At 50.3% G+C, this 19,151-nt stretch carries 21 protein-coding genes; 7 read left to right on the forward strand and 14 right to left on the reverse strand.

Annotated features, from left to right (window positions below):
- Positions 1–36: 36 nt before the first annotated feature.
- The gene (gene metG, locus QFX30_RS00100; protein WP_300486526.1) at positions 37–1,995 is read right to left on the reverse strand and encodes a methionine--tRNA ligase; all 1,959 of its coding nucleotides are present in this window, start codon (positions 1,993–1,995) and stop codon (positions 37–39) included.
- 276 nt (positions 1,996–2,271) lie between these two features.
- Here metG and QFX30_RS00105 point away from each other — a divergent pair, with 276 nt between their 5' ends.
- Positions 2,272–3,585, forward strand: a complete 1,314-nt coding sequence (locus tag QFX30_RS00105; RefSeq protein WP_300486528.1) for a DNA primase — start codon at positions 2,272–2,274, stop codon at positions 3,583–3,585.
- Positions 3,586–3,589: 4 nt separating this feature from the next.
- The gene (priS, locus tag QFX30_RS00110; protein ID WP_300487338.1) at positions 3,590–4,555 is read left to right on the forward strand and encodes a DNA primase catalytic subunit PriS; all 966 of its coding nucleotides are present in this window, start codon (positions 3,590–3,592) and stop codon (positions 4,553–4,555) included.
- A 2-nt stretch (positions 4,556–4,557) separates the two neighbouring features.
- On the opposite strand, the gene cca is transcribed toward priS, so the two are convergent.
- The 7 genes from cca to QFX30_RS00145 all read right to left on the reverse strand — a co-directional run bounded on the left by cca (position 4,558) and on the right by QFX30_RS00145 (position 11,039).
- The gene (cca, locus tag QFX30_RS00115; RefSeq protein WP_300486529.1) at positions 4,558–5,916 is read right to left on the reverse strand and encodes a CCA tRNA nucleotidyltransferase; all 1,359 of its coding nucleotides are present in this window, start codon (positions 5,914–5,916) and stop codon (positions 4,558–4,560) included.
- 74 nt (positions 5,917–5,990) lie between these two features.
- Entirely contained in the window at positions 5,991–6,560 is a 570-nt protein-coding gene (gene thpR / locus QFX30_RS00120; RefSeq protein ID WP_367186112.1) for an RNA 2',3'-cyclic phosphodiesterase, read from the reverse strand.
- Between the two features lie 3 nt (positions 6,561–6,563).
- Positions 6,564–7,493, reverse strand: coding sequence for a hypothetical protein (locus QFX30_RS00125; RefSeq protein WP_300486531.1), 930 nt, complete (start codon positions 7,491–7,493; stop codon positions 6,564–6,566).
- 56 nt (positions 7,494–7,549) lie between these two features.
- A complete protein-coding gene (locus tag QFX30_RS00130; protein WP_300487343.1) occupies positions 7,550–8,674 on the reverse strand; it encodes a 3-dehydroquinate synthase II in 1,125 nt (374 codons plus the stop codon).
- Between the two features lies 1 nt (position 8,675).
- Positions 8,676–9,476 (reverse strand): 2-amino-3,7-dideoxy-D-threo-hept-6-ulosonate synthase, encoded by an 801-nt coding sequence (locus tag QFX30_RS00135; protein WP_300486534.1) that lies wholly within the window; start codon positions 9,474–9,476, stop codon positions 8,676–8,678.
- Positions 9,457–10,017, reverse strand: coding sequence for a trans-aconitate 2-methyltransferase (locus QFX30_RS00140; RefSeq protein WP_300486536.1), 561 nt, complete (start codon positions 10,015–10,017; stop codon positions 9,457–9,459). The genes QFX30_RS00135 and QFX30_RS00140 overlap by 20 nt, the downstream gene beginning before the upstream one ends.
- 167 nt (positions 10,018–10,184) lie before the next feature.
- Positions 10,185–11,039, reverse strand: a complete 855-nt coding sequence (locus tag QFX30_RS00145) for a pantoate kinase (protein WP_300486539.1) — start codon at positions 11,037–11,039, stop codon at positions 10,185–10,187.
- Between the two features lie 79 nt (positions 11,040–11,118).
- Here QFX30_RS00145 and QFX30_RS00150 point away from each other — a divergent pair, with 79 nt between their 5' ends.
- On the forward strand, positions 11,119–11,784 hold the full coding sequence (locus QFX30_RS00150; RefSeq protein WP_300487346.1) for a histidinol phosphate phosphatase domain-containing protein: 666 nt from the start codon (positions 11,119–11,121) through the stop codon (positions 11,782–11,784).
- Positions 11,785–11,860: 76 nt separating this feature from the next.
- Here QFX30_RS00150 and QFX30_RS00155 read toward each other — a convergent pair whose 3' ends face one another.
- From QFX30_RS00155 to QFX30_RS00170, 4 genes are read right to left on the reverse strand one after another with little or no spacing between them, the layout of a single operon-like run.
- Positions 11,861–12,184, reverse strand: a complete 324-nt coding sequence (locus QFX30_RS00155) for an Ig-like domain-containing protein (protein ID WP_300486542.1) — start codon at positions 12,182–12,184, stop codon at positions 11,861–11,863.
- Positions 12,181–12,324, reverse strand: coding sequence for a hypothetical protein (locus QFX30_RS00160; protein WP_300486545.1), 144 nt, complete (start codon positions 12,322–12,324; stop codon positions 12,181–12,183). Before QFX30_RS00160 ends, QFX30_RS00155 begins: the two co-directional genes overlap by 4 nt.
- A complete protein-coding gene (locus tag QFX30_RS00165) occupies positions 12,314–12,532 on the reverse strand; it encodes a hypothetical protein (protein WP_300486547.1) in 219 nt (72 codons plus the stop codon). The genes QFX30_RS00160 and QFX30_RS00165 overlap by 11 nt, the downstream gene beginning before the upstream one ends.
- A 14-nt stretch (positions 12,533–12,546) precedes the next feature.
- Complete coding sequence (locus QFX30_RS00170; RefSeq protein ID WP_300486550.1) at positions 12,547–12,687, reverse strand: hypothetical protein; 141 nt, start codon at positions 12,685–12,687, stop codon at positions 12,547–12,549.
- 764 nt (positions 12,688–13,451) lie between these two features.
- Between QFX30_RS00170 and QFX30_RS00175 the strand changes: the two genes are divergently transcribed.
- Positions 13,452–14,405: a zinc metalloprotease HtpX gene (locus tag QFX30_RS00175; RefSeq protein ID WP_300487348.1), complete on the forward strand. Its 954-nt coding sequence runs from the start codon at positions 13,452–13,454 to the stop codon at positions 14,403–14,405.
- Between the two features lie 209 nt (positions 14,406–14,614).
- Here QFX30_RS00175 and QFX30_RS00180 read toward each other — a convergent pair whose 3' ends face one another.
- Both QFX30_RS00180 and aroD read right to left on the reverse strand, forming a co-directional pair.
- Positions 14,615–15,226, reverse strand: a complete 612-nt coding sequence (locus QFX30_RS00180) for a S24 family peptidase (protein WP_300486553.1) — start codon at positions 15,224–15,226, stop codon at positions 14,615–14,617.
- A gap of 2 nt (positions 15,227–15,228) precedes the next feature.
- A complete protein-coding gene (gene aroD, locus QFX30_RS00185; protein WP_300486556.1) occupies positions 15,229–15,894 on the reverse strand; it encodes a type I 3-dehydroquinate dehydratase in 666 nt (221 codons plus the stop codon).
- Between the two features lie 326 nt (positions 15,895–16,220).
- Here aroD and QFX30_RS00190 point away from each other — a divergent pair, with 326 nt between their 5' ends.
- From QFX30_RS00190 to hmgA, 3 genes are all read left to right on the forward strand, one after another.
- Entirely contained in the window at positions 16,221–16,949 is a 729-nt protein-coding gene (locus tag QFX30_RS00190) for a hypothetical protein (RefSeq protein WP_300486559.1), read from the forward strand.
- Positions 16,950–17,063: 114 nt separating this feature from the next.
- Positions 17,064–17,933, forward strand: coding sequence for a succinate--CoA ligase subunit alpha (sucD, locus tag QFX30_RS00195; RefSeq protein WP_300486562.1), 870 nt, complete (start codon positions 17,064–17,066; stop codon positions 17,931–17,933).
- Positions 17,933–19,126 carry a hydroxymethylglutaryl-CoA reductase (NADPH) gene (gene hmgA, locus QFX30_RS00200; RefSeq protein WP_300486566.1) on the forward strand — a complete coding sequence of 398 codons (1,194 nt, stop codon included), beginning with the start codon at positions 17,933–17,935 and terminating at the stop codon, positions 19,124–19,126. The genes sucD and hmgA overlap by 1 nt, the downstream gene beginning before the upstream one ends.
- Positions 19,127–19,151 lie beyond the last annotated feature (25 nt).

Here is a 19,151-nt window from a genome sequence, read left to right on the forward strand (position 1 = left end):
GCACAGCATACCGAAGTAGCAGAGGTTTATACACGTCTACATTATCCGTTCACCGATACCTGCATCACCAGGATCCAGGAGGTTCAGTGATTCACCGGTTGCAAGGACCATGCCCTCAGATTTAACACCAAAGAGTTTGGCTGGTTTAAGGTTGGTAAGGACGGTAACCTTCCTCTCAAGGAGATCATCGGGGCTGTACTTCTCTGCAAGGCCCGCAACCACCTGCATTTCCCTTTCACCCACGTCTATAATAAGTTTAAGGAGCTTATCTGACCCCTCTATTCTCTCAGCTGACCTTATAATACCCACCCTGATGTCCAGGGCTGCAAAGTCATCGATTGTCACGGTCTCAGACACACTATCCTCCTCCTTGATGAGTTTTGATTTCTCCTCCTCAATTACCTCATCAGGTATCTTTGAGAAGAGGGGCTTGGCCCTCTCTATGACCCTTCCCGCTTCAAGTTCATGGAAGCCCCATGGTTCATCCTCCATGTTCATGATGGAGAGCACTCTCCCCGCTGAGGATGGCATGAAGGGCATTAAGAGTTTCCCGAGGTTGGCCGCAAGGAGGTTGCATAGGTAGAGGCATGTTGAGGCCCTCTCAGGTGACTCCTTAATGGCCTTCCATGGTTCCTGATCGTTGAAGTACTTGTTACCCTTCTTTGCAAGTTTAATCACTGCCATCAGGGCGTCCCTGAACTGGAAGTTCTCCAGGAGCTCACCCACAGTATCTGGGGCTCTTTTTATGGAGTTGAGGAACTCCTCGTCCTCTGCGGTGAGTTCTGATGGTTCAGGCACCCTGCCATCAAAGAACCTCCCTGTGAAGGAGAAGGTGCGGTGGAGGAAGTTTCCAAGGACATCCGCCAGTTCATCGTTGACCCTCCTCTGGAAGTCGTCCCATGAGAAATCAGTATCCCTGGTTAGCGGGGCGTTGACTGTGAGGTAGTACCTCAGAAGGTCCTTATGGAATCTTTCAAGGAAATCTGATGTCCAGACAACCCAGTTCTTACTGGTGGACATCTTTCTCCCCTCAAGTGAGAGGTACTCCCCGGCTATTATGTTCTCAGGGGTTCTGCACCCGTAGGCCATGAGGAGGGCTGGCCAGAATATGGCGTGGTGGTATATTATGTCCTTTCCTATGAAGTGAACCGCGCCTGCATCCCAGTATTCCCTCCAGGGCTTTCCGCTTCTTCTGCTCCAGGCTGCAGCAGATGATATGTATCCAAGGAAGGCCTCACCCCAGACATAGATTATCTTACCATCATTTCCCTCAAGGGGTACAGGGACTCCCCAGTCCATGTCCCTCGTGAGTATCCAGTCCCTGAGGCCCTCCCTGAGCCACTGCAGGGCGTAGTTCTTAACATTTGAGGGCATATCCGATTCCTCAATCCATCCCCTGAGTTTATCCTGGAACTGGCTGAGGCGGAAGAAGTAGTGCCTTGAATCCCTCACCACGGGTTCTGAGCCGCACACCATGCACAGTGGATCCTCAAGCTGGAGGGGTTCAAGGTGCCTTCCACAGCTCTCACAGTGGTCTCCACGGGCACCCTCACCTCCACAGTGGGGACAGGTCCCCTCAACGTACCTATCCGGGAGGAAGCGCTCACAGCTGTTGCAGTAGAGCTGCTTTATATCCTTCTCGTATATGTAGCCCTTCTCATAGAGTTTCAGAAAGAAGTTCTGGGCTATTTCATAGTGCAGATCATCGGTTGTCCTTGTGAAACTGTCAAAGGATATGTCGCATTCCTCAAGGTCACGTTTTATCATCTCATGGTACTCTGTGGCCACTTCAATGGGTTCCAGGCCCTCCCTCTCTGCCTTGACAGCTATGGGTGTTCCGTGTTCATCTGTGGCGCACACAAACAGGACATCGTCACCCCGCAGCCTCCTGTACCTTGCATATATATCTGCGGGTATGTAGGTTGACCTCAGATGACCGAGATGTGTGGGCCCATTGGCATAGGGAAGTGCGCAGGTGATAAATACTTTGCTCAACTCAACTCCTCCTCGAATCATAAAACAGATTAGAATAAGATGAGTGATATCATTAAGATACAGTTTAGATTTACGGTTTACCTCTATATAAATTTATGTGAGGGAATTTAAAACCATCTCCATTTTCATGGAACCACTTTAGGGGCCCCCTTCCGAACATTAAGGTTTATATGACCCTTTCATGGCTTATGGGCAGAATCCTTCTGACCTCCTATCCTGGTAACTGTGAAGTATGGACCCATATCTTTATGGGTCACCTCAGTAAACAGTTAAAACATGGTGTCTTCACTTTTCATAAACCCTTTCTCAGAGGATGCCAGGGAAATTGTAAGGAACTATGGATCCCCTGACACTATATTTGAGGCCAGCAGTGCACTCCTGGATACAGTTAAACGTACAAGGGGCCAGAACCTTGATGATAATTCACTCCTCCCGGGAAGCATAGGTGAACTTGCCATCAAGAGACTGGAATGGTACCTCAGGAGGCAGAGAAAAGGTTTTGATCATGGGGACTACGCATACCTCATGAACCCCGAAATAGAGGAGTACGATGTAATTGCATTCTATGTCCTTGCACAGGCAGCAGGTGCAGGTTTCAGAAGGGGCTCAAGGGAGGTGAGACTGGTTGTTGAATCTGCAGGGGCCCTTGTGGAGGACCGCTTCAGGGTCCTTGGAAGTGAAAGGGCTGAGATAATCGAGGAAGTCCTCATTGAACTTGGATCCGAAGGAACCGGCTGGATTGAACTCTCAGAACTCATTGGGTCAGGTAAGCTGAGGCTCACAGACCTCATACTCCACAGGGGGAGGGTTGTGATTGATGAGGACGAATTCCTCATGACATTCCAGGATCGAATAACCGACAGGGACCCCAGGAGTCTCTATGCTGCACTTGTGGGTCTGGAACTCAAGGAGACACTGATATCCCGTATAATAATGCAAAAGACAGAGGACTACATTGAGAGGGTCTCTGAGATGAGCTCCACAGTGGAACCCCACCCCATCATCATTGAAACAGCAGAAAGGATAAGGGAGACTGTTAATGAGGTCACATCATTCAGGGGAGGGCCGGTTAAATCTGCAGGGCAAGGTAAACTTGTCCCGGATGCATTCCCCCCATGCATAAGGGGGACCCTGGATGGTGTGAAATCAGGTAACAGGAACGACGCCATCGTCCTCCTGCTCACCTCATTCATATCCTATGCAAGGTTATACCCCTCGGTTTTCAGGGACCGGACACCCCTTAAGGTTTCAGACCTTGACCCTGACCTAAGGGTGGTCAGGGAGGAGATACTCCCCATAATATATGGGGCAGCAGAGAGGTGTGAACCACCCCTATTTGAGGACGACCCCCAGGAGAAGCTGAACATAACCGCGAAGCTGGGATTTGGGGTCCATGATGAACTGGAACCCGAACATGAGGGTGAGAGTAAATGGTACACTCCCATGAGCTGCGAGAAGATCAAAATACACCTACCCGACCTCTGCAGACCCGATGAGCTCTGCAGGAGGATCACCAATCCCCTCACCTACTACAACAGGAAGAGGTGGGAGCTCCAGAAGGAGAAGTCAGAACAGGAAGGGGAGGACTGATAGGATCTTTGAGGCCGCAACACCCCTTGAGAGGAAGAGGTACTACCGTGAAGAGTGGGATGTAAGGAAACTCCCGGAATTCATAGCCAGGAACATCCATATGAGGGAGTTCGGATTTGACCACACAGGCAGGGGCCCCAGTGACAGGTACAGGGTATTCGATGATGAGAAACGCCTTTCAAGGTTCATGAGGGCCAGGTTCCCATTTGCAGCCTACTCCTCCGTCGCATTCTACAGGGAGCCAGGTAAGAGGAGGGGATGGCAGCGATCTGAACTCATCTTTGACGTGGACGCCAAGGACCTTCCTGTGAGGTCATGTAACTGTGAGGGGGTCTGTGAAACGTGCCTTGATGAGGCAAGGGAACTGGTCCTCATGATGGTTGACACCCTCAGGGGTGACCTGGGACTGGGGGACGTGCACGTGGTATACTCAGGGAGGGGCTACCATATAAGGGTCCTTGACCCTGGGGTCATGGAACTTGGATCAGAGGTGAGGGCTGAGATCCTGAGGTACACCGCCGGTGCACGCAGGCCCAGGAGGAAATTCATACACAGCGGCGAATCCTATGAGATGGAACACTTCTCCATCCCCCTAGGGTACCACAGGGTCTTCACAGAGAGGGCGAAGCACGTCTTCCTCCACATGAGGGGTGATGAGAGGATAGAGAATGTCACGGCAAGGACGGTCCGTGAAGTTGTGAAGAACAGGGAACTCCTCCTTGAGGACAGGTGGGGGGAGTTCAAGAGGAGGATAGGCCCAAGGGTCTACCCCCGGCTGGTTGCCGGTGTTGCCGGGATAAACATGAAGATGGTGGATGCCAAGGTCACAATTGACCTCAAAAGGATACTGAGACTCCCCACATCACTCCACTCGAAGGTTAGCATGATATGCATGGAGGTTAAGAACCCTGAGACATTTGATCCCCTCAAGAGTGCCGTCCCGAAATTTGTTCATGAAAGGGAATCATAATATCATCTTCTGATGGCCTTCCAGGGATTCAGGAAGGCGTCAAGGAACATCAGAAATTCAGGGGCCAGTGATTCAATTGTATCATTGAGTAGCTCAACACTGAAACCCTTTATTATCTCTTCACGGATGTGCTTTCCCATCTTCAGCCTTTCAGGTTTTGATAGGAGCCTTTTAATGTAATCAACTGCGTTCCTATCCCTCCTGGGGAATTCCACTACAAGCCTTGGACCCTCAACCCATACCCTCTCATGCCTTTCTGTGAACCTCTCACTGTGCCGTCTGGACCAGACAGGGGGGCCGTATCTTTTCCTGTAGGATGGAAGCTTCCAGACCTCCATTTCAATGAGCATAGAAGCTACACTTGATTCGTCACTCCAGTAGTCGGCCCCAAGAATCGAGAAACCTTCATTCTCCAGGTTCCTGACTATGGAATCAAGGGTCTTCCTGAGCTGTGGGTAAAGGGCATCCGCCGGGACATCAGGCACCCCTGTGGATACCAGGATGACCTTTGAGCCCCTTTTTTCAATGGTTTCAAGTATTTCACTGGGGTCTGAGGTGTACTGTGGTTTCCTGAAATATTCTGGTTTCGGGTCCCTCAGGAAATTCCTGGCCGCGGTTACAAATTCAGCCATCCGCTGGAGTGTGAGTGCCGCCGCAACGTTCCTATTACTATCTACAGGGTCAACCACCACGAGGGGCTCCTTGAAGTCCCCACCGGTACCATGGCCCTCGAGGTCTATGATGTACCCGGGCCTCCAAGTGAGGGCGCCCTTAAGCACCCCCTCGAAGTTTCCATAGTGGAGAACAAGGAGCTCTGCAAGGTAACCTGCAAAGCCTCCAACCCTGAACTCTGATCCATAGGTTCCCGTTGACTTCATGAACTGTTTGAGGAGAAGAACCTCATCCATCTGCTCCTCCTTAAGGTTCCTCTGGATGTACTTGGTGTGGAGTATGGTTCTGTCAACTGCGGATCTGAGTTCTGAGGCATGGGATATCCTGTAGCAGGGGACGAAGTCCACCTCGTAACCATCTATGTGTCCTGTAACGTAGGGGTGTGACGCATACCTCTCCTCGGCCTCTCCCCTGAACCTCTCTATGCACATGTATCCGAGTTTCAGGCCCTTCTCCTTCAGTTCATCCTCGGGGGTGTCCAGGGGGAAGTGGATGAATATGTCGATGTCGGCGCCGCCTGAGAGCCAGGTTCCCTTGGCAACTGAACCCACAAGGAAGGCCTCAGCATCTATCCCCATCCTCGCTGCGAGTTCATTTATACATTCAACAAGGCTATCTGATAATTCCATGACCCGCTGATATTCTTCTCTTCTGGGTTTTATACTTTCAAGTATCCCGCTGTAGTCCATGTTTATCCACCACGTATCCAGGTTTTATACTCTCAGTGTCCACTGTGGCCCATGATTGTCCGCCACAATTAAAATCAGATTCTGAAGACCTCAAGGTCACTGTAGATGGGTCCCTCCCGTGTGAGATCACTCCTTTTAAGTGAGACCCTGTCAACCCTGAGGGTTCCGGCTTCCACATTCTCAAGCTCATCTATCAGGGTTGCGAGTTTCTCACGGTTCCTCGGACCCTTGACCCGCCCGATGGTCAGGTGGGGCACATAATCCCTTTCCTTCCGGAATCCTATCCTGGCAAATTCCATGTCCAGGTTTCTCTGTAGCTCTGAGAATACCCCCGGGTTTTCAACGCCAAGCCACACCACCCGGATATAGCGTGGGTTAGGAAAGACACCTGCCCCCATCACGTGAAGGTCGAATGGTTCATAACCCTTCAGGGTTTCCTCAACTATCCCCCTTATCCTCCTCAGTTTGCCCTCACCCACATCACCGAAGAATTTCAGGGTGAAGTGGAGGTTCTCAGGTTCAACGAACTTTATCTGGGCATCGGCGCCCCTCAGGATATTCTGTATCTCACACACCCTTTCCCTTAGTTCATCGTCAGCATCAACTGCAAGGAAGGCCCTGACCTTCATTTCATGATCCTCCATGTTTCAGTCAAGTTTTTTCAGCCTTTCAAGGCTCCTGGCCGGTGTTTCAATGGTGTTGAGTATGTGGAGTTCCACCCTGCCCAGGAGTTCACTGAAGAACCTCCTGCGGAGCCCCATCTTTCTCTCATCCCTTACAAGCTGGTGGGGGTTGCAGAAGTCGTTTTCCAGCAGGTACTTCAGGCCCTCATCTGGATCCAGCCTCCTCATGGGGGGGTTATCAGGGTTTCTCTCAAGGAGAACGACCCTTTTGAGTGTGGTAGAATCCCTTATTCTCCCCCCGAAGAGCATTCCAACATCTGCGACCCCCCTGGATCTGGCATCCAGTTTCACAGATTCCAGGAGGGGGGAGTACTCCTTCCACACAGTCCCTATATCGTCCCGGATGTAGGAGTTCTTCTCGGATGCATAAACGAGGACTCCGTTCTCAAGGAGGCGGATGAAGAACCAGTCATCTGAGACATAACTGTAGGCCTCATCTAGGAGTAGACCGTAGGTGAGGGTCGTCTTACCTGTACCCGGCGGCCCTATGATCGCAAGTCCAGCCCCTTCACGGTCGAGGGCTGAGCCATGTACCGAGTAGCGGCGGTGCTCTGAATGGTACTCCTCAAAGAAGTCTGCAACCGCTGCAAGGGCTATGCTCTTAACCCAGCCATAGTAGTCACAGTTTCTGATTATGACTGTCTTTGAATTTGCCTCGTAGAGAACCTCCAGGTCACCACCATCTGACACAGCGAATACCTTTGCATGGGGCCTCACATCTTCGCTCATGAATCTGAAGTTGTCCTCCCACTCCTCCTTAAATGACACGTCATCTGTGAGGAGCTTGACACAGGCCCCATGGAGGCTGGCCTTCCTCTCAAAGAGTCTGAGTCTGGAGAGTTCAGCCAGGAATTCATCCTTTTCCCCGGGCGTTATGAGCCTGACGCTGTACATAGTATCCCATTTTCAGGGGTGGTGGGTTGATGATGGCGAATCCACCATCTGCCAGCTTATTTCTCGATTATGGTCTCTTTTATGGCCATACCGAAGTGCCTTGCAGAGTCCTCAAAGTAGACAAGGACCTTATCACCCTCACTGAGCTCACTCACAGATACAGGTTCACCCCTATCATTCACCAGCCTTATTGTCTCGGCGTTCTGCAGGAGGGTCCTCACCTTCACGCCCTCATACTCTGCCTCAACAAGTATCAGGGGCCTCTTCTCAATCTTAACCCTTCCAACAACCGCGGTCCTCGACCTCCCATTCCGGTCAACGATGAGGACCTCATCCCCGGTTTCAAGTTCAGAGAGGTACTTTGTCCTGCCACCGGGTATCATGACGTAGGCCTGTACAGGTCCGGCGTTCACTCGGAAGGGCCTTGAGGCCACATATTCGCTTTCAAGGGACTCACTGTGCACCAGGAAGAGACCCTGTGAGTAGCTGCCCACCAGCATACCCTCACCGACGTCCATCATTGAGCAGGTGTCCACGCAGACCCTGTCACCGGAGCCCAGGGGCTCAACCCTGGTGACGGTGGCGGGCTTGAGTTCATAGGTTTCACTTTCGATCTCCTCGAGGAGCTCTGCTATGGCCTTTATCTGTGAGATGTCCGCGGGTTCTATGAGGACACCGTCGGTTCCGTGTTCAAGGGTTTCAAGGGCAACCCTCGCCTCATCGGCATCTGCAACCGCAGCCACAAGTTTAACGTCCTCGTCCTGGAGATCTGCTATTATGTTCTCAAGGGGGATGATCTTCCAGTCCTCACCAACGAGTATGAGGTAGTCCACGATGCGGCCCAGTTTCCTTGCGAGTTCCTCGTGGGCCTTGCTCCTTATCTCAACGTAGGCCGCAACCTCTTTACCCCCGGATTTAAGCTCAGCTGCCATTTCAAGGTCCCTTGAGTAATCAAGGGTCTCGGGGAGTTCCAGGGTTCCATCGCCCTCCCCATCCTTTCCGATGAGTACTATGTCCGCCTCCTCCTCAGGGGATATGAGGGTGAGGTTTCCAAGTTTCTTTATCCTATCTGTATCGGAGGTGTCCACGATGTGGTCTATCCCTGATTCGAGGGCTGCTGTTATGAAGGCCTTCTTCTCATCCCAGTAGGTGTCAGGGGCCATCAGCCATGCGAATTTCATCTCAGTCGCCACCCCTGAGTATCCTGACGGCATCCTCAACTTCAAGGCCATCATGGACGATACCTGCAATGGCCCGGGTCATATCTGCCGGTGAATCAGCCTGGAAGATGTTCCTTCCAATGGCTACACCGGCACCACCTGCATCAACGGAGTCCCTGACCATCTGGAGGAGTTCATCCTCTGTTTCAATCTTTGGGCCCCCTGCTATCACCACAGGGACAGGGCAGCCCTTCACAACCTCCCTGAAGGTGTCAGGGTCACCGGTGTAGTTGGTCTTTATTATATCTGCACCCAGTTCTGCACCTGCACGCGCTGCAAGTTTAACAACCTCAGGGTCGTGCTCGTCCTTTATCTTCTCACCCCGGGGGTACATCATGGCTATGAGTGGCATTCCCCAGTCGTCACAGATCTCGGCCACGGTACCGAGCTTTATGAGCATTTCGGGTTCCCTCTCGGATCCCACGTTAACATGGACAGAGACGGCATCGGCGCCCAGCTTGAGGGCCTTCTCAACCGAGGTGACAAGCACCTTATGGTTGGGGTCAGGGCCGAGGCCCGTGCTTGCGGATAGGTGTATTATGAGGCCGATATCCCTCCCGTACCCCCTGTGTCCGCTCCTCACCATCCCCTTGTGCATGAGGACGGCGTTGGCTCCGCCACTTGCCACCTCATCAATGGTCCCAGCCATGTCTATTATCCCCTTAACGGGTCCAATTGAGACTCCATGGTCAAGGGGTACTATGACAGTCCTGTCGGTCTTCCTGTTGATTATCCTCTCAATTCTAATCTTTTTGCCTATCATGGGCACCCTCCTTGTAGATTTTACTGGACCAGAGTTTAAATTCCCTGAGCCTTGGTGGGATTCCAGCATCCCCACTTGACTCAAGCCATCCATACCCTGAGGTGAATGACTCTTCGGTGATGGATGAGCATACAAAGTCCAGGAGGCCCCGGTTCCTTATGATGGAGACCCCTGGTTTGAGTGTGGATGACCATATGAAGTACACCTTGAAGGTTGTATCTGGATGGTAACCCCCTCCAAGGTCAACGCTGAGCACATCACAGGATTCAATCATACTGCAGACCTCTTCAAGGGTTTCATGGAGGCGAACATCGCCTGATATGAATTCAACGTTATCCCTCTCCCTGCTGAGGGTCTCCATAACATCAACCGCCTCGGGACTGTTATCAACCGCCACAACCCTGCCACCCGGCACGAGGTCAGATATTATTCGTGTTGAGTTTCCTATGTGGCACCCCAGTTCAACAACGGTATCCCCTGGTCTCAGGACCTCCCTGAGGACGTCCCGGTAGATGTTTATATCATATACCAGTCTTATCATGGCCTCACCTGACTATTCCCTTCAAACCATTCCTCAGGGGATTCCCTGATGTAAGATGGAACAGTGATTAATATAATCTTTTAATTTAAAGTATTTTCCCCCTAAATCCACAGATCTGTTCATTATCACCCCTAAAACTCCATATGGTCGCCTACCACTCATCAGCATCACAGAAACCTTGCACCTGAAAAGTCAATTCCATACACATCATCCCCTCCGGCATCGGGGTCTTCTGACAGGGCGAATACAGTGTTACCCAGCATCGCCATGGATGCCCCCAGTGTCCCCTCAGAGAGGGCCTCCATGGGTTCTCTGAGTTCAGGGGTTATGAGTGAGGTTCCCGTGGCAAACTCACGGGAGAGTTCCATGAAGGTATGTGGTGTCGGCTCCCTGAGGAGCCTCCGGATCATCCCGGCGCCCATCCGGTTTATCGCCCCAACCTTTGCTTCGTCACCGATGACCGATGCCGTGTCAAGCTCCCCCAGGGTCTCTGTTAAGACATAGAGGCCCCTTTCAGTGATCCTGTCTGTCCTCCCGTATCCAGGTGGACCCTCCCTGGTTCTTATGACTATCCCGCCGGTCATCTCGGCTATCAGGTCCCCCAGTCCTGTTCCAAGTTCCACCTCGGCCCTGTGGGCCACTGAACCTGCAGTGTTGACCGTGATGGGGAGTTCAAGTTCCCTTGTGGCTGCAAGGACGCTCCCCAGGGCGCAGGCAGCTGATACCCCAAAACCACACCCTATGGGGACATCGACCCTGTGGTGTATGCTCACACCCTCCCTGAATCCTGTGATTTCCCTGAGGATTTCAAGGGAACGCAGGCTAACTGATTCCCCGTCTTCTCTTTTTCCGTTGACCCTTACAACTGTTTTATCTTCGGAACTCCTGACCTTTATGGAGGTTTCAACTCCCCGGTCAAGGACGACCCCTGCACCCCTGGAACCTGTTCTCAGGGGATCATCGGCCCTTACAACCTCAAAGAATCCGGTTATATGTGCTGGGACAAAGACGGTGGGCTTCATTTAAATACTTCCCTGGACATACTCTAACTGTTCACTTATATTGTAACATAAATATAATGATTTTTAAGGAGGACCTGCCATTAGAAAGAGGATTGATCTTCACACCCACAGCCTCCTGAGTGACGGTGAGCTCCTGCCATCTGAACTTGCAAGGAGGGCATGTGTCCTGGGACATGAGGCCATAGCCATCACGGACCACATCGACGCCTCGAATATAAACACCATAACATCCCTAATAGACGCGGTTGAGGATATCGGAGATAACTGGGACATCAGTGTCATCCCGGGGGCTGAGATAACACATGCACCTGTTGAGATAATTGAAAAGCTTGCAGTGAGGGCAAGGGGCCTGGGGGCTGAGATTATTGTTGTGCACGGGGAAACAATAGTTGAACCTGTGATTCCCGGCACCAATCATGCGGCTGTGAGCTGCCCGGAGGTTGATATACTGGCCCACCCTGGCCTCATAACGGTGGATGATGCTGAACTTGCCCGTGAGAATGGGGTTACGCTTGAGATAAGCGCAAGGAAGGGGCACTGCCTTGGCAACGGGCATGTTGCCCGTGTTGCCCGTGAGGTGGGGGTTCCGGTTGTCATTGACACTGACACCCATGCACCGGGTGATCTACTTGACTATGACACGGCACGCCGCGTTGGTCTTGGAGCTGGGCTCAATGAATCAGAGGTTGAGGAGGCCCTTGTTAAAAACCCCAGAAAGCTTCTTAAGGGTAATGGCATTATATAAGCTGTTATTTTTAATAGAATTTTCTGAGATTTTCATTTTTCAGCACTGGAAAAACGCGTGAATGATTGTAAGCCATTTAAGGGATTAAAAACGGATCTAAAAAAGAATTTAATAAGTGAATTTTTAATGTGTCTTCACCTTCGCCCGTTCTGAACTTCAGGGTCCACATTTTGTGGGGGGGGGGGGAATCCACCAGTGCTGCAGCGGGCACCACGAGGGTGTACCACCTGTTTCCGGAGAGCCTTGATAGGGGTTTCACATTGAGGGTGTTGCCGCTCACCCACTTTTTAATCCTCACTGTTTTCCCTAACTGGTCCCTGAGTGTTATACTCTTCCAGTATCTGCCCGGTTTTATTTGAGAGGAGAATGTAACACTGATGATGGGCCTTCTTGTAGTCATACCCCCCATCTGGAATTGCTTGAGGTTACACTGGGCCCGTTTTCCGTGTATCTCTGGAGGCCGTCAAGTGCTTTTACCAGGAGATCAGCGTCGCTGAGTTTCCTTGAGTAGGTGTCATGGAAGCATGTCTCATAGATCACAGTATTGTAACCCTGTGATGCTATAAGTATTATAACATACTGGGGGCTTGTTGTTTTGGGGACTGTAGATCTTCAGAGAATTCATGCGGGCTATTATCTGGTCAGTGTAGTTGATGGTTGCGGTGTTCTCTGATATTATGTACGGGAATCTTGGGTAGGCGTATACACTGTCATGGTAGTGGTTCTCATGGCAGTCTATGACAAGCATGGGGTTCTCGTTCTTTATATAGGCACTAAGAAGTCCCTTGCAAGGAGCTGGCCGTTCATACGACCCTTTGAGTAATCCTGCACGTCCTGGGTTACGTGGACACTGTAGAGAAGATACCTCTTTGTGAGGTTTGATGTCTGGATCTTCTCTCTCACTGCGCTTTGTATACCTGAATCCTGGGGGTGGACGCCTATGATGACTGCAATGGTTTCATTTGAGTTGAGGTCTCTGTAGTAATCCTTTTCAACATAGCCATAGGTCCTGTTTCCAAGTTACACGGCCTGTGAGGATCCCATGAGGGCAAAGGCCATTACAACAATTAAAAGTTTCCTAAATGCTTCATACTGATCAATGGAACTCATCTAAAATATGTCAAACATATAATGTATGATTGGTATGTTAATAGAGTCAAAATGGCAACATGATCTAGATCCTCCATCAAAGTATGAGATAAGGAATTCTTTTTGATATTGGATCCAATCTTGAATACTGTATTACTTCTGTAAGCGTTCTGGTGGCAGTCTATGAGAAGCAGGGTTTATCGTAAGTCCCTGGAGTATCTGCCATCATTTGTCAATGGAGAACTCATTGCATTACTTGTAACGCGTGGTAAAGGATGAATTACATTTATTCTTCCATAGACAATTTACAGCCTTAGAACTCCAGATCTGCCCTGAATATACTTATCGAGGGAGCTAATGTTATCTTACAGTAACCTTATGATATCACGGAGGGACAGTTGAAGTAGAATCAAATGCGATAAAAAGAATGATAGGTTATAAGAACACATTTCCAATTGTGCACTTGGAGTTACAATAAGTCTTAATAATTTGATGCCAATAAATAACAAAAACTTTATATCCCCTTCAGAATAAAATAACTCATTGTAACTAATACCATGATGGAGGAAAAAGCCAAAATGAGAAAACTCAGCACATGGAAACTGAAGCTAAGGATGTTCTTGGCAACAGCACTTTTATTTGGTATAATCTACGCCATACTCATAGCAATAGGGGCCCTAATGGGATTCGGCGGACCACTCTTCTATGCCCTGCTTGGTTTTGGCATAGTGTTCCTTCAGTACCTCCTATCCCCCAAGATAGTGGAACTCACAATGAACGTCCACTACGTCAGCGAGGCCGAGGCCCCCAGACTCCACGCCATGGTGGATGAACTTGCAAGGAATGCAGGAATACCCAAACCCAGGGTTGGAATTGCAGAGATTGCAGTGCCCAACGCCTTTGCATTTGGGAGAACAAAATCAGACGGCAGGGTATGTGTAACAAGGGGCATACTGAACCTCCTTGATGAGGAGGAACTCCGGGCCGTCCTTGGACACGAGATATCCCACATAAAGCACAGTGACATGATAGTCATGACCCTTGTGAGCGCGGTTCCACTCATCTGCTACTACATATTCTGGAGCACAGTATACAGCAGGGACGACGATGCAACTCTCCTTGGAATCGCGGCACTCATAGCCTACTTCCTTGGCCAGCTGATAGTCCTCTTCATATCAAGGACAAGGGAGTACTACGCGGACCAGGGCAGCGTAGAGATCGGTGGCCAGCCACACAAACTTGCAAGTGCGCTCTACAAACTGGTTTATGGCTCCGCTGCATTTGACAGGGATGAGCTGAAGCAGGTTGAGGGTGTTAAGGCATTCTTCCTTAACGATGTATCCGATGCCAGAAATGAGATAAATGATCTCAGGCAGCTTGACATTGACATGGACGGCACCATAAGCATGGCTGAGCTTCAGAGAGTGAAGTACAGTGGAGTAAAGGTTGGAGTTGGTGCAAGAATACTTGAACTTCTCTCAACACACCCAAACATGCTCAGGAGGATTAAGAGGCTCTCTGAGTTCACCTGATTTTTTATCTAGAATTCAATTTTTTGTGATATGATCGATTCTTTTTGGAGTGTATTGGCTCTGAACATATTCAGAATCCTCTGATTAAAAAATCTGATTCAGCAATGAGGCAGACATTCAACACTTCACAGATCCCTATGAGTTTCTTCATCAGTATCATCGTTCCAGGCAGTAGAAAACGTAGAAATAGGGACGAAGTGTGCGGGTTTTCAGTACTCCTTCACAACACCCACAATGGCCGACCTTGGAACCCATGTGTTGAGGGGCGTCCTCACGATGACCGATGTTGGTGTGTAGATGCGCTCAACCTTCTTGTTGTCGCTCATGAGGTACACCCTGGTGGGCTCTATCTTACCGACCCTCTTCACGATGAGGCCATACTCCGGGTGCTTGGCTATAACTATGTCCCCCACCTTGTAGTCGTCTGTTTTGAGCACTATGAGTTCCTGCCCATCCCTGAGCGTCGGGTACATGGAGTCACCGCTCACAACGGCTGGCATGGGGAGCTGGTCAACACCGAACTGGGACTCAATGGTCACATCCACCTTACTGTAGCCGTAACTCCTTGCTATCTCTGTGACATTAGCCTTTATTGTTTCAACGGTACTGTCAGGGTCATTTATAACGTCCGCTATGTATTCGCCGATCTTCTGCTCCATCTCAGGAGGAGTTTTCTGGAAGAATATGGTGTCTGCCTCAACCGTGATGTTAACCCCGTCAGTCTTTATTTTGATATCAACTGAATGGGCCTTCTCATTATAGTAAAATGCACCTGCAAAGGCAATGAAAAGCACTGCAAGGATAATCGGAACTTTCCTCATCTTCAATCCTCCGGCATGAGTTCATCAATCATTCTTCTGGTGATATGGACGTCCATCTGTCCCGGTGCTGTTGAACGATCCGCTGATGCAAAGGTTATTGGGGCACCGAAGAGGGCGGCTGCAACCCTAGTGTATTTCCCTGCTTCCCCCATGGATATTGCTATTGTGTTATCCTCCACCGAGAGCAGCTGAAGAACAACAAGGGTGTCCGCCATGTTCTGGGGCATAACCGCCACCTTTGCAATGTCTCCGAATTCCTTCTCCATACGGACTATCCGCAGGAGGGCCTCCAGTGAGGGTGTTCCCGTGAAGTCATGGTATGATATGATGCTTCTACTGGCAACTGCAGTGACGCTCTTTATGTAATCCGGCTCCGTGCTGAGTTCAACATCAACATAGGGGGCCACCTCGGCAGCGGACCTTAGGAGTTCTATCCTTTCAGTTTCAGTGCCACTGAAGTGGCCTCCCTCCTCCGGGGATCTGTTTGTTGCTATTAAAGGAAAGTCAATATCTTCTATAACCCTTTTCACTTCAGCCTCGGATACACCTTTGAGGGCGTCTATTCTGAGCTCCAGGATATCGGCCCCTGCATCTATGGCCCTTTCTGAGGATTTGATAGCAGCTTCATATGTCCTCTCAAATATGGGAACACAAATCCTGGTTTCCATTTAATTATTTCTCCTTAAGTTTGTGGAGTTTCGAGAACCAATAATTTACATTAACCTCTATATGTTATTTCTGGTAATTAAATTTTGTATTGTTTGGGTGCTTCTTATTCCCATCATACGAGACAGCACTCAGTAACCTCCACACTCCACATGGTTCTGCTGTAACCTATTTGTTTCTGCACTTTGAATGGGGTGAAGGTGAAGGGTGCGGTGTTCTGCTGTAACCTATTTGTTTCTGCACTTTGAATGGGGTGAAGGTGAAGGGTGCGGTGTTCTGCTGTAACCTATTTATTCCCGCACCTCAAATTAGGTATAAGGTGATTGATTTGAGGATAACTTCCATAGGTGCAGATATATCAGATAATGATACAAGCTGCAGCAGGGAACTTATAAATGCACTGGAGGCCTCGATACCGGGCCTCCTTGATGCGGGTGCAGAGAGCGCAGCACTTACAAACATAACAGGCGACGATGTGGTTATAAGTGCATTTGTAGAGGATGATATGCTGGAGGACGTGAACAGGGCAATAGTTGAGATACTCAGGGACTCATCAGAGAGCCTCGGTGACCTTGAGGGGATATCAGATGAACCTGATGGTGCAGGTGAGGGCATATCATATGCAGAGGCACTTGTGAGGCAGGATCGTTACCCTGATGCGGTTATACTGGCATTTGACACCTATGGTGGTGAGGACTTCGTGGCTGATGTTGCAAATTCAGCCATACAGGCTGCCGGGGGAATGACTGGCGTTACAGATGTGAGCCAGGAGATCAAACCAGGGGTTCGCAGGATTCCAGGAGTGGGTTACGTTTCGGATAAGACCGATGATCCGGTCGTTGTGGCAACGATAGAGGATATGGAGAGTGTTGGGGTAGTGGCAGGGGCAATGCTGGGGGCAGCCCTTGGCCACAAGAACGTGTACCTTGTAAGGAGGGGTTCACCTTCACATGTGATACCTGGAAGTGTAATAGTCTCTGCAACTGCATTCCTCAACGGGAACCTCATCGACCTCTCGGTGCCATTTGAGGAGAGAACCAGAATACTGATGGTCTAAACATGTGCCTCATGGATCCGATGATCTGGAATTGAGGCTTTCAGGTCAACTGGCTAGGTCGACTGATCACCAAGTATTTTAGATTTCATCAACATAGTATTGAGGGGATTTATCATGATACTGCTTGATGAGGATACAAGATGCCTGGTTCAGGGCATAACAGGTAAACAGGGATCATTCCATACGAAACAGATGCTTGAATATGGAACAAGGGTAGTGGCCGGTGTAACACCAGGTAAGGGTGGACAGGAGTTCCTTGGCCTCGGCGTGTACAACTCCGTTGAGGAGGTCAAGGAGGATATGGACGTCAATGCATCCATAATATTCGTACCTGCGCCCTTTGCCAAGGACGCGGCCTTTGAATCCATAAAGCACCTTGACCTTGTAGTTATAATAACAGAGCACATACCTGTCCACGACTCGATGCAGATAATGGAATACGCTGAAAGGATGGGTAAAACCGTTGTAGGGCCCAACACCCCTGGTATAATAACTCCCGGTGTTGGTAAACTGGGTATAATGCCCACAAACATCTTCAAAGAGGGCAATATAGGCATAGTCTCAAGGAGCGGAACACTCACCTATGAATTCGCTGCCCAGCTCACGGATGCTGGTTTTGGCCAGAGCACCTGTGTGGGGATAGGTGGAGACCCTGTAACGGGCCTTGGATTTGTGGATGTCCTTGAGAGGTTTGAGGAGGATCCCCAGACAGACGCAGTTGTCCTAATAGGTGAAATAGGGGGAGACGCAGAGGAGAGGGCCGCAGAGTACATAGGTGACCACATGTCAAAGCCGGTCTTTGCCTTCATCTCAGGTTCAACTGCACCTCCAGGCAAGAGGATGGGGCATGCAGGGGCCATCATAGAGGGCAGTTCAGGAACAGCTAAGAGTAAAAGGGAGGCCCTTGAAGCCGCAGGTGCAGTGGTTGTTGACAGGCCATCAGCCATAGTCAGGGAACTCAGGCGCATGGAGGGGGCTCTCTGATGTCACTCATGGATGACCTCCTTGAGGGTAAGATAAAGCTCTATGAACTTGAAAGGCATGTACCTGTTGATGAGGCTGTCAGGATAAGAAGGGAGTTCATTGAGAGGGTCTCAGGTGCCAGGCTTGAGCATGTATCCCACTATACAATTGACATGGATAGGGCGTCAAGGAGGAACATTGAAAACCCCATAGGTGTCGTTCAGATCCCCCTGGGGGTTGCCGGGCCACTGCTGGTTAAGGGTGAATATGCAGACGGCGAGTACTATGTACCCCTTGCAACCTCAGAGGGTGCACTGGTGGCCTCTGTGAACAGGGGTTGCTCGGTGATCACAGGGGCCGGGGGTGCATCTGTAAGGATAACAGGCGACTCTATGACAAGGGCCCCTGTTATAAGGACTGGTTCTACTGTTGAGGCTTTAAAGCTCAGGGAATGGATCCGGGAGAACATTGATGCCCTCAGGGAGGAGGCGGAGTCAACAACGAGGCACGGGAAACTCATAAAGATAGACCCGATTATCGTGGCGGGACCCTACGTTTACCCCAGGTTCGTATACACAACAGGGGATAGTATGGGGATGAACATGGTCACCATCGCCACAGAGAAGGCCCTTGAACTCCTCACAGAGGAGACAGGTGCCCATGTGATTGCCCTGAGTGGAAACCTCTGCACCGATAAGAAACCGGCATCCATAAACCTGGTTGAGGGTCGGGGTAAGAGCATCAGTGCAGAGGTAACTGTACCAGGGGAGATGGTTGAGAGTGTCCTCAAGACAACACCAGAGGCTGTTGTTGAGGTTAACACCGCAAAGAACCTTCTGGGATCAGCCCTCGCTGGGAGTATGGGGTTCAATGCCCACTATGCCAACATAATAGGGGCTATATTCCTTGCAACGGGACAGGATGAGGCCCACATTGTTGAGGGTAGCCTGGGGGTTACCGTTGCAGAGGAGAAAAACGGTGACCTTTACTTCTCCGTCAACCTCCCTGATGTGCCCCTTGCAACTGTTGGGGGTGGCACGGGACTTGAGACGGCATCCGAGTGCCTTGATATCATGGGTGTCGGGGGTTCAGGGGGTGTCCATGAGTTTGCAGAGATCGTGGGGGGAGCTGTCCTTGCAGGTGAACTCTCCCTAATGGGCGCCCTTGCAGCCGGACACCTTGCACGTGCACACAGTGAACTGGGGAGGGGTTAATCTCATTGACTGAAATTGGGATGGA

Source organism: Methanothermobacter sp. (assembly GCF_030055435.1).
Classification (GTDB): domain Archaea; phylum Methanobacteriota; class Methanobacteria; order Methanobacteriales; family Methanothermobacteraceae; genus Methanothermobacter.

Excerpts from the sequence above, each read along its gene's own strand:
- QFX30_RS00140 (WP_300486536.1), bottom strand. The coding sequence starts at position 10,017 with ATGATAAGACTGGTATATGATATAAACATCTACCGGGACGTCCTCAGG.
- QFX30_RS00155 (WP_300486542.1), bottom strand. The coding sequence starts at position 12,184 with ATGACTACAAGAAGGCCCATCATCAGTGTTACATTCTCCTCTCAAATA.
- QFX30_RS00130 (WP_300487343.1), bottom strand. The coding sequence starts at position 8,674 with ATGAAATTCGCATGGCTGATGGCCCCTGACACCTACTGGGATGAGAAG.
- QFX30_RS00145 (WP_300486539.1), bottom strand. The coding sequence starts at position 11,039 with ATGAAGCCCACCGTCTTTGTCCCAGCACATATAACCGGATTCTTTGAG.
- hmgA (WP_300486566.1), top strand. The coding sequence starts at position 17,933 with ATGTCACTCATGGATGACCTCCTTGAGGGTAAGATAAAGCTCTATGAA.
- cca (WP_300486529.1), bottom strand. The coding sequence starts at position 5,916 with ATGGACTACAGCGGGATACTTGAAAGTATAAAACCCAGAAGAGAAGAA.
- QFX30_RS00175 (WP_300487348.1), top strand. The coding sequence starts at position 13,452 with ATGAGAAAACTCAGCACATGGAAACTGAAGCTAAGGATGTTCTTGGCA.
- QFX30_RS00135 (WP_300486534.1), bottom strand. The coding sequence starts at position 9,476 with ATGATAGGCAAAAAGATTAGAATTGAGAGGATAATCAACAGGAAGACC.
- QFX30_RS00180 (WP_300486553.1), bottom strand. The coding sequence starts at position 15,226 with ATGAGGAAAGTTCCGATTATCCTTGCAGTGCTTTTCATTGCCTTTGCA.
- QFX30_RS00105 (WP_300486528.1), top strand. The coding sequence starts at position 2,272 with ATGGTGTCTTCACTTTTCATAAACCCTTTCTCAGAGGATGCCAGGGAA.
- thpR (WP_367186112.1), bottom strand. The coding sequence starts at position 6,560 with ATGGAGGATCATGAAATGAAGGTCAGGGCCTTCCTTGCAGTTGATGCT.
- QFX30_RS00125 (WP_300486531.1), bottom strand. The coding sequence starts at position 7,493 with ATGTACAGCGTCAGGCTCATAACGCCCGGGGAAAAGGATGAATTCCTG.
- QFX30_RS00165 (WP_300486547.1), bottom strand. The coding sequence starts at position 12,532 with ATGCTTGTCATAGACTGCCATGAGAACCACTACCATGACAGTGTATAC.
- sucD (WP_300486562.1), top strand. The coding sequence starts at position 17,064 with ATGATACTGCTTGATGAGGATACAAGATGCCTGGTTCAGGGCATAACA.
- aroD (WP_300486556.1), bottom strand. The coding sequence starts at position 15,894 with ATGGAAACCAGGATTTGTGTTCCCATATTTGAGAGGACATATGAAGCT.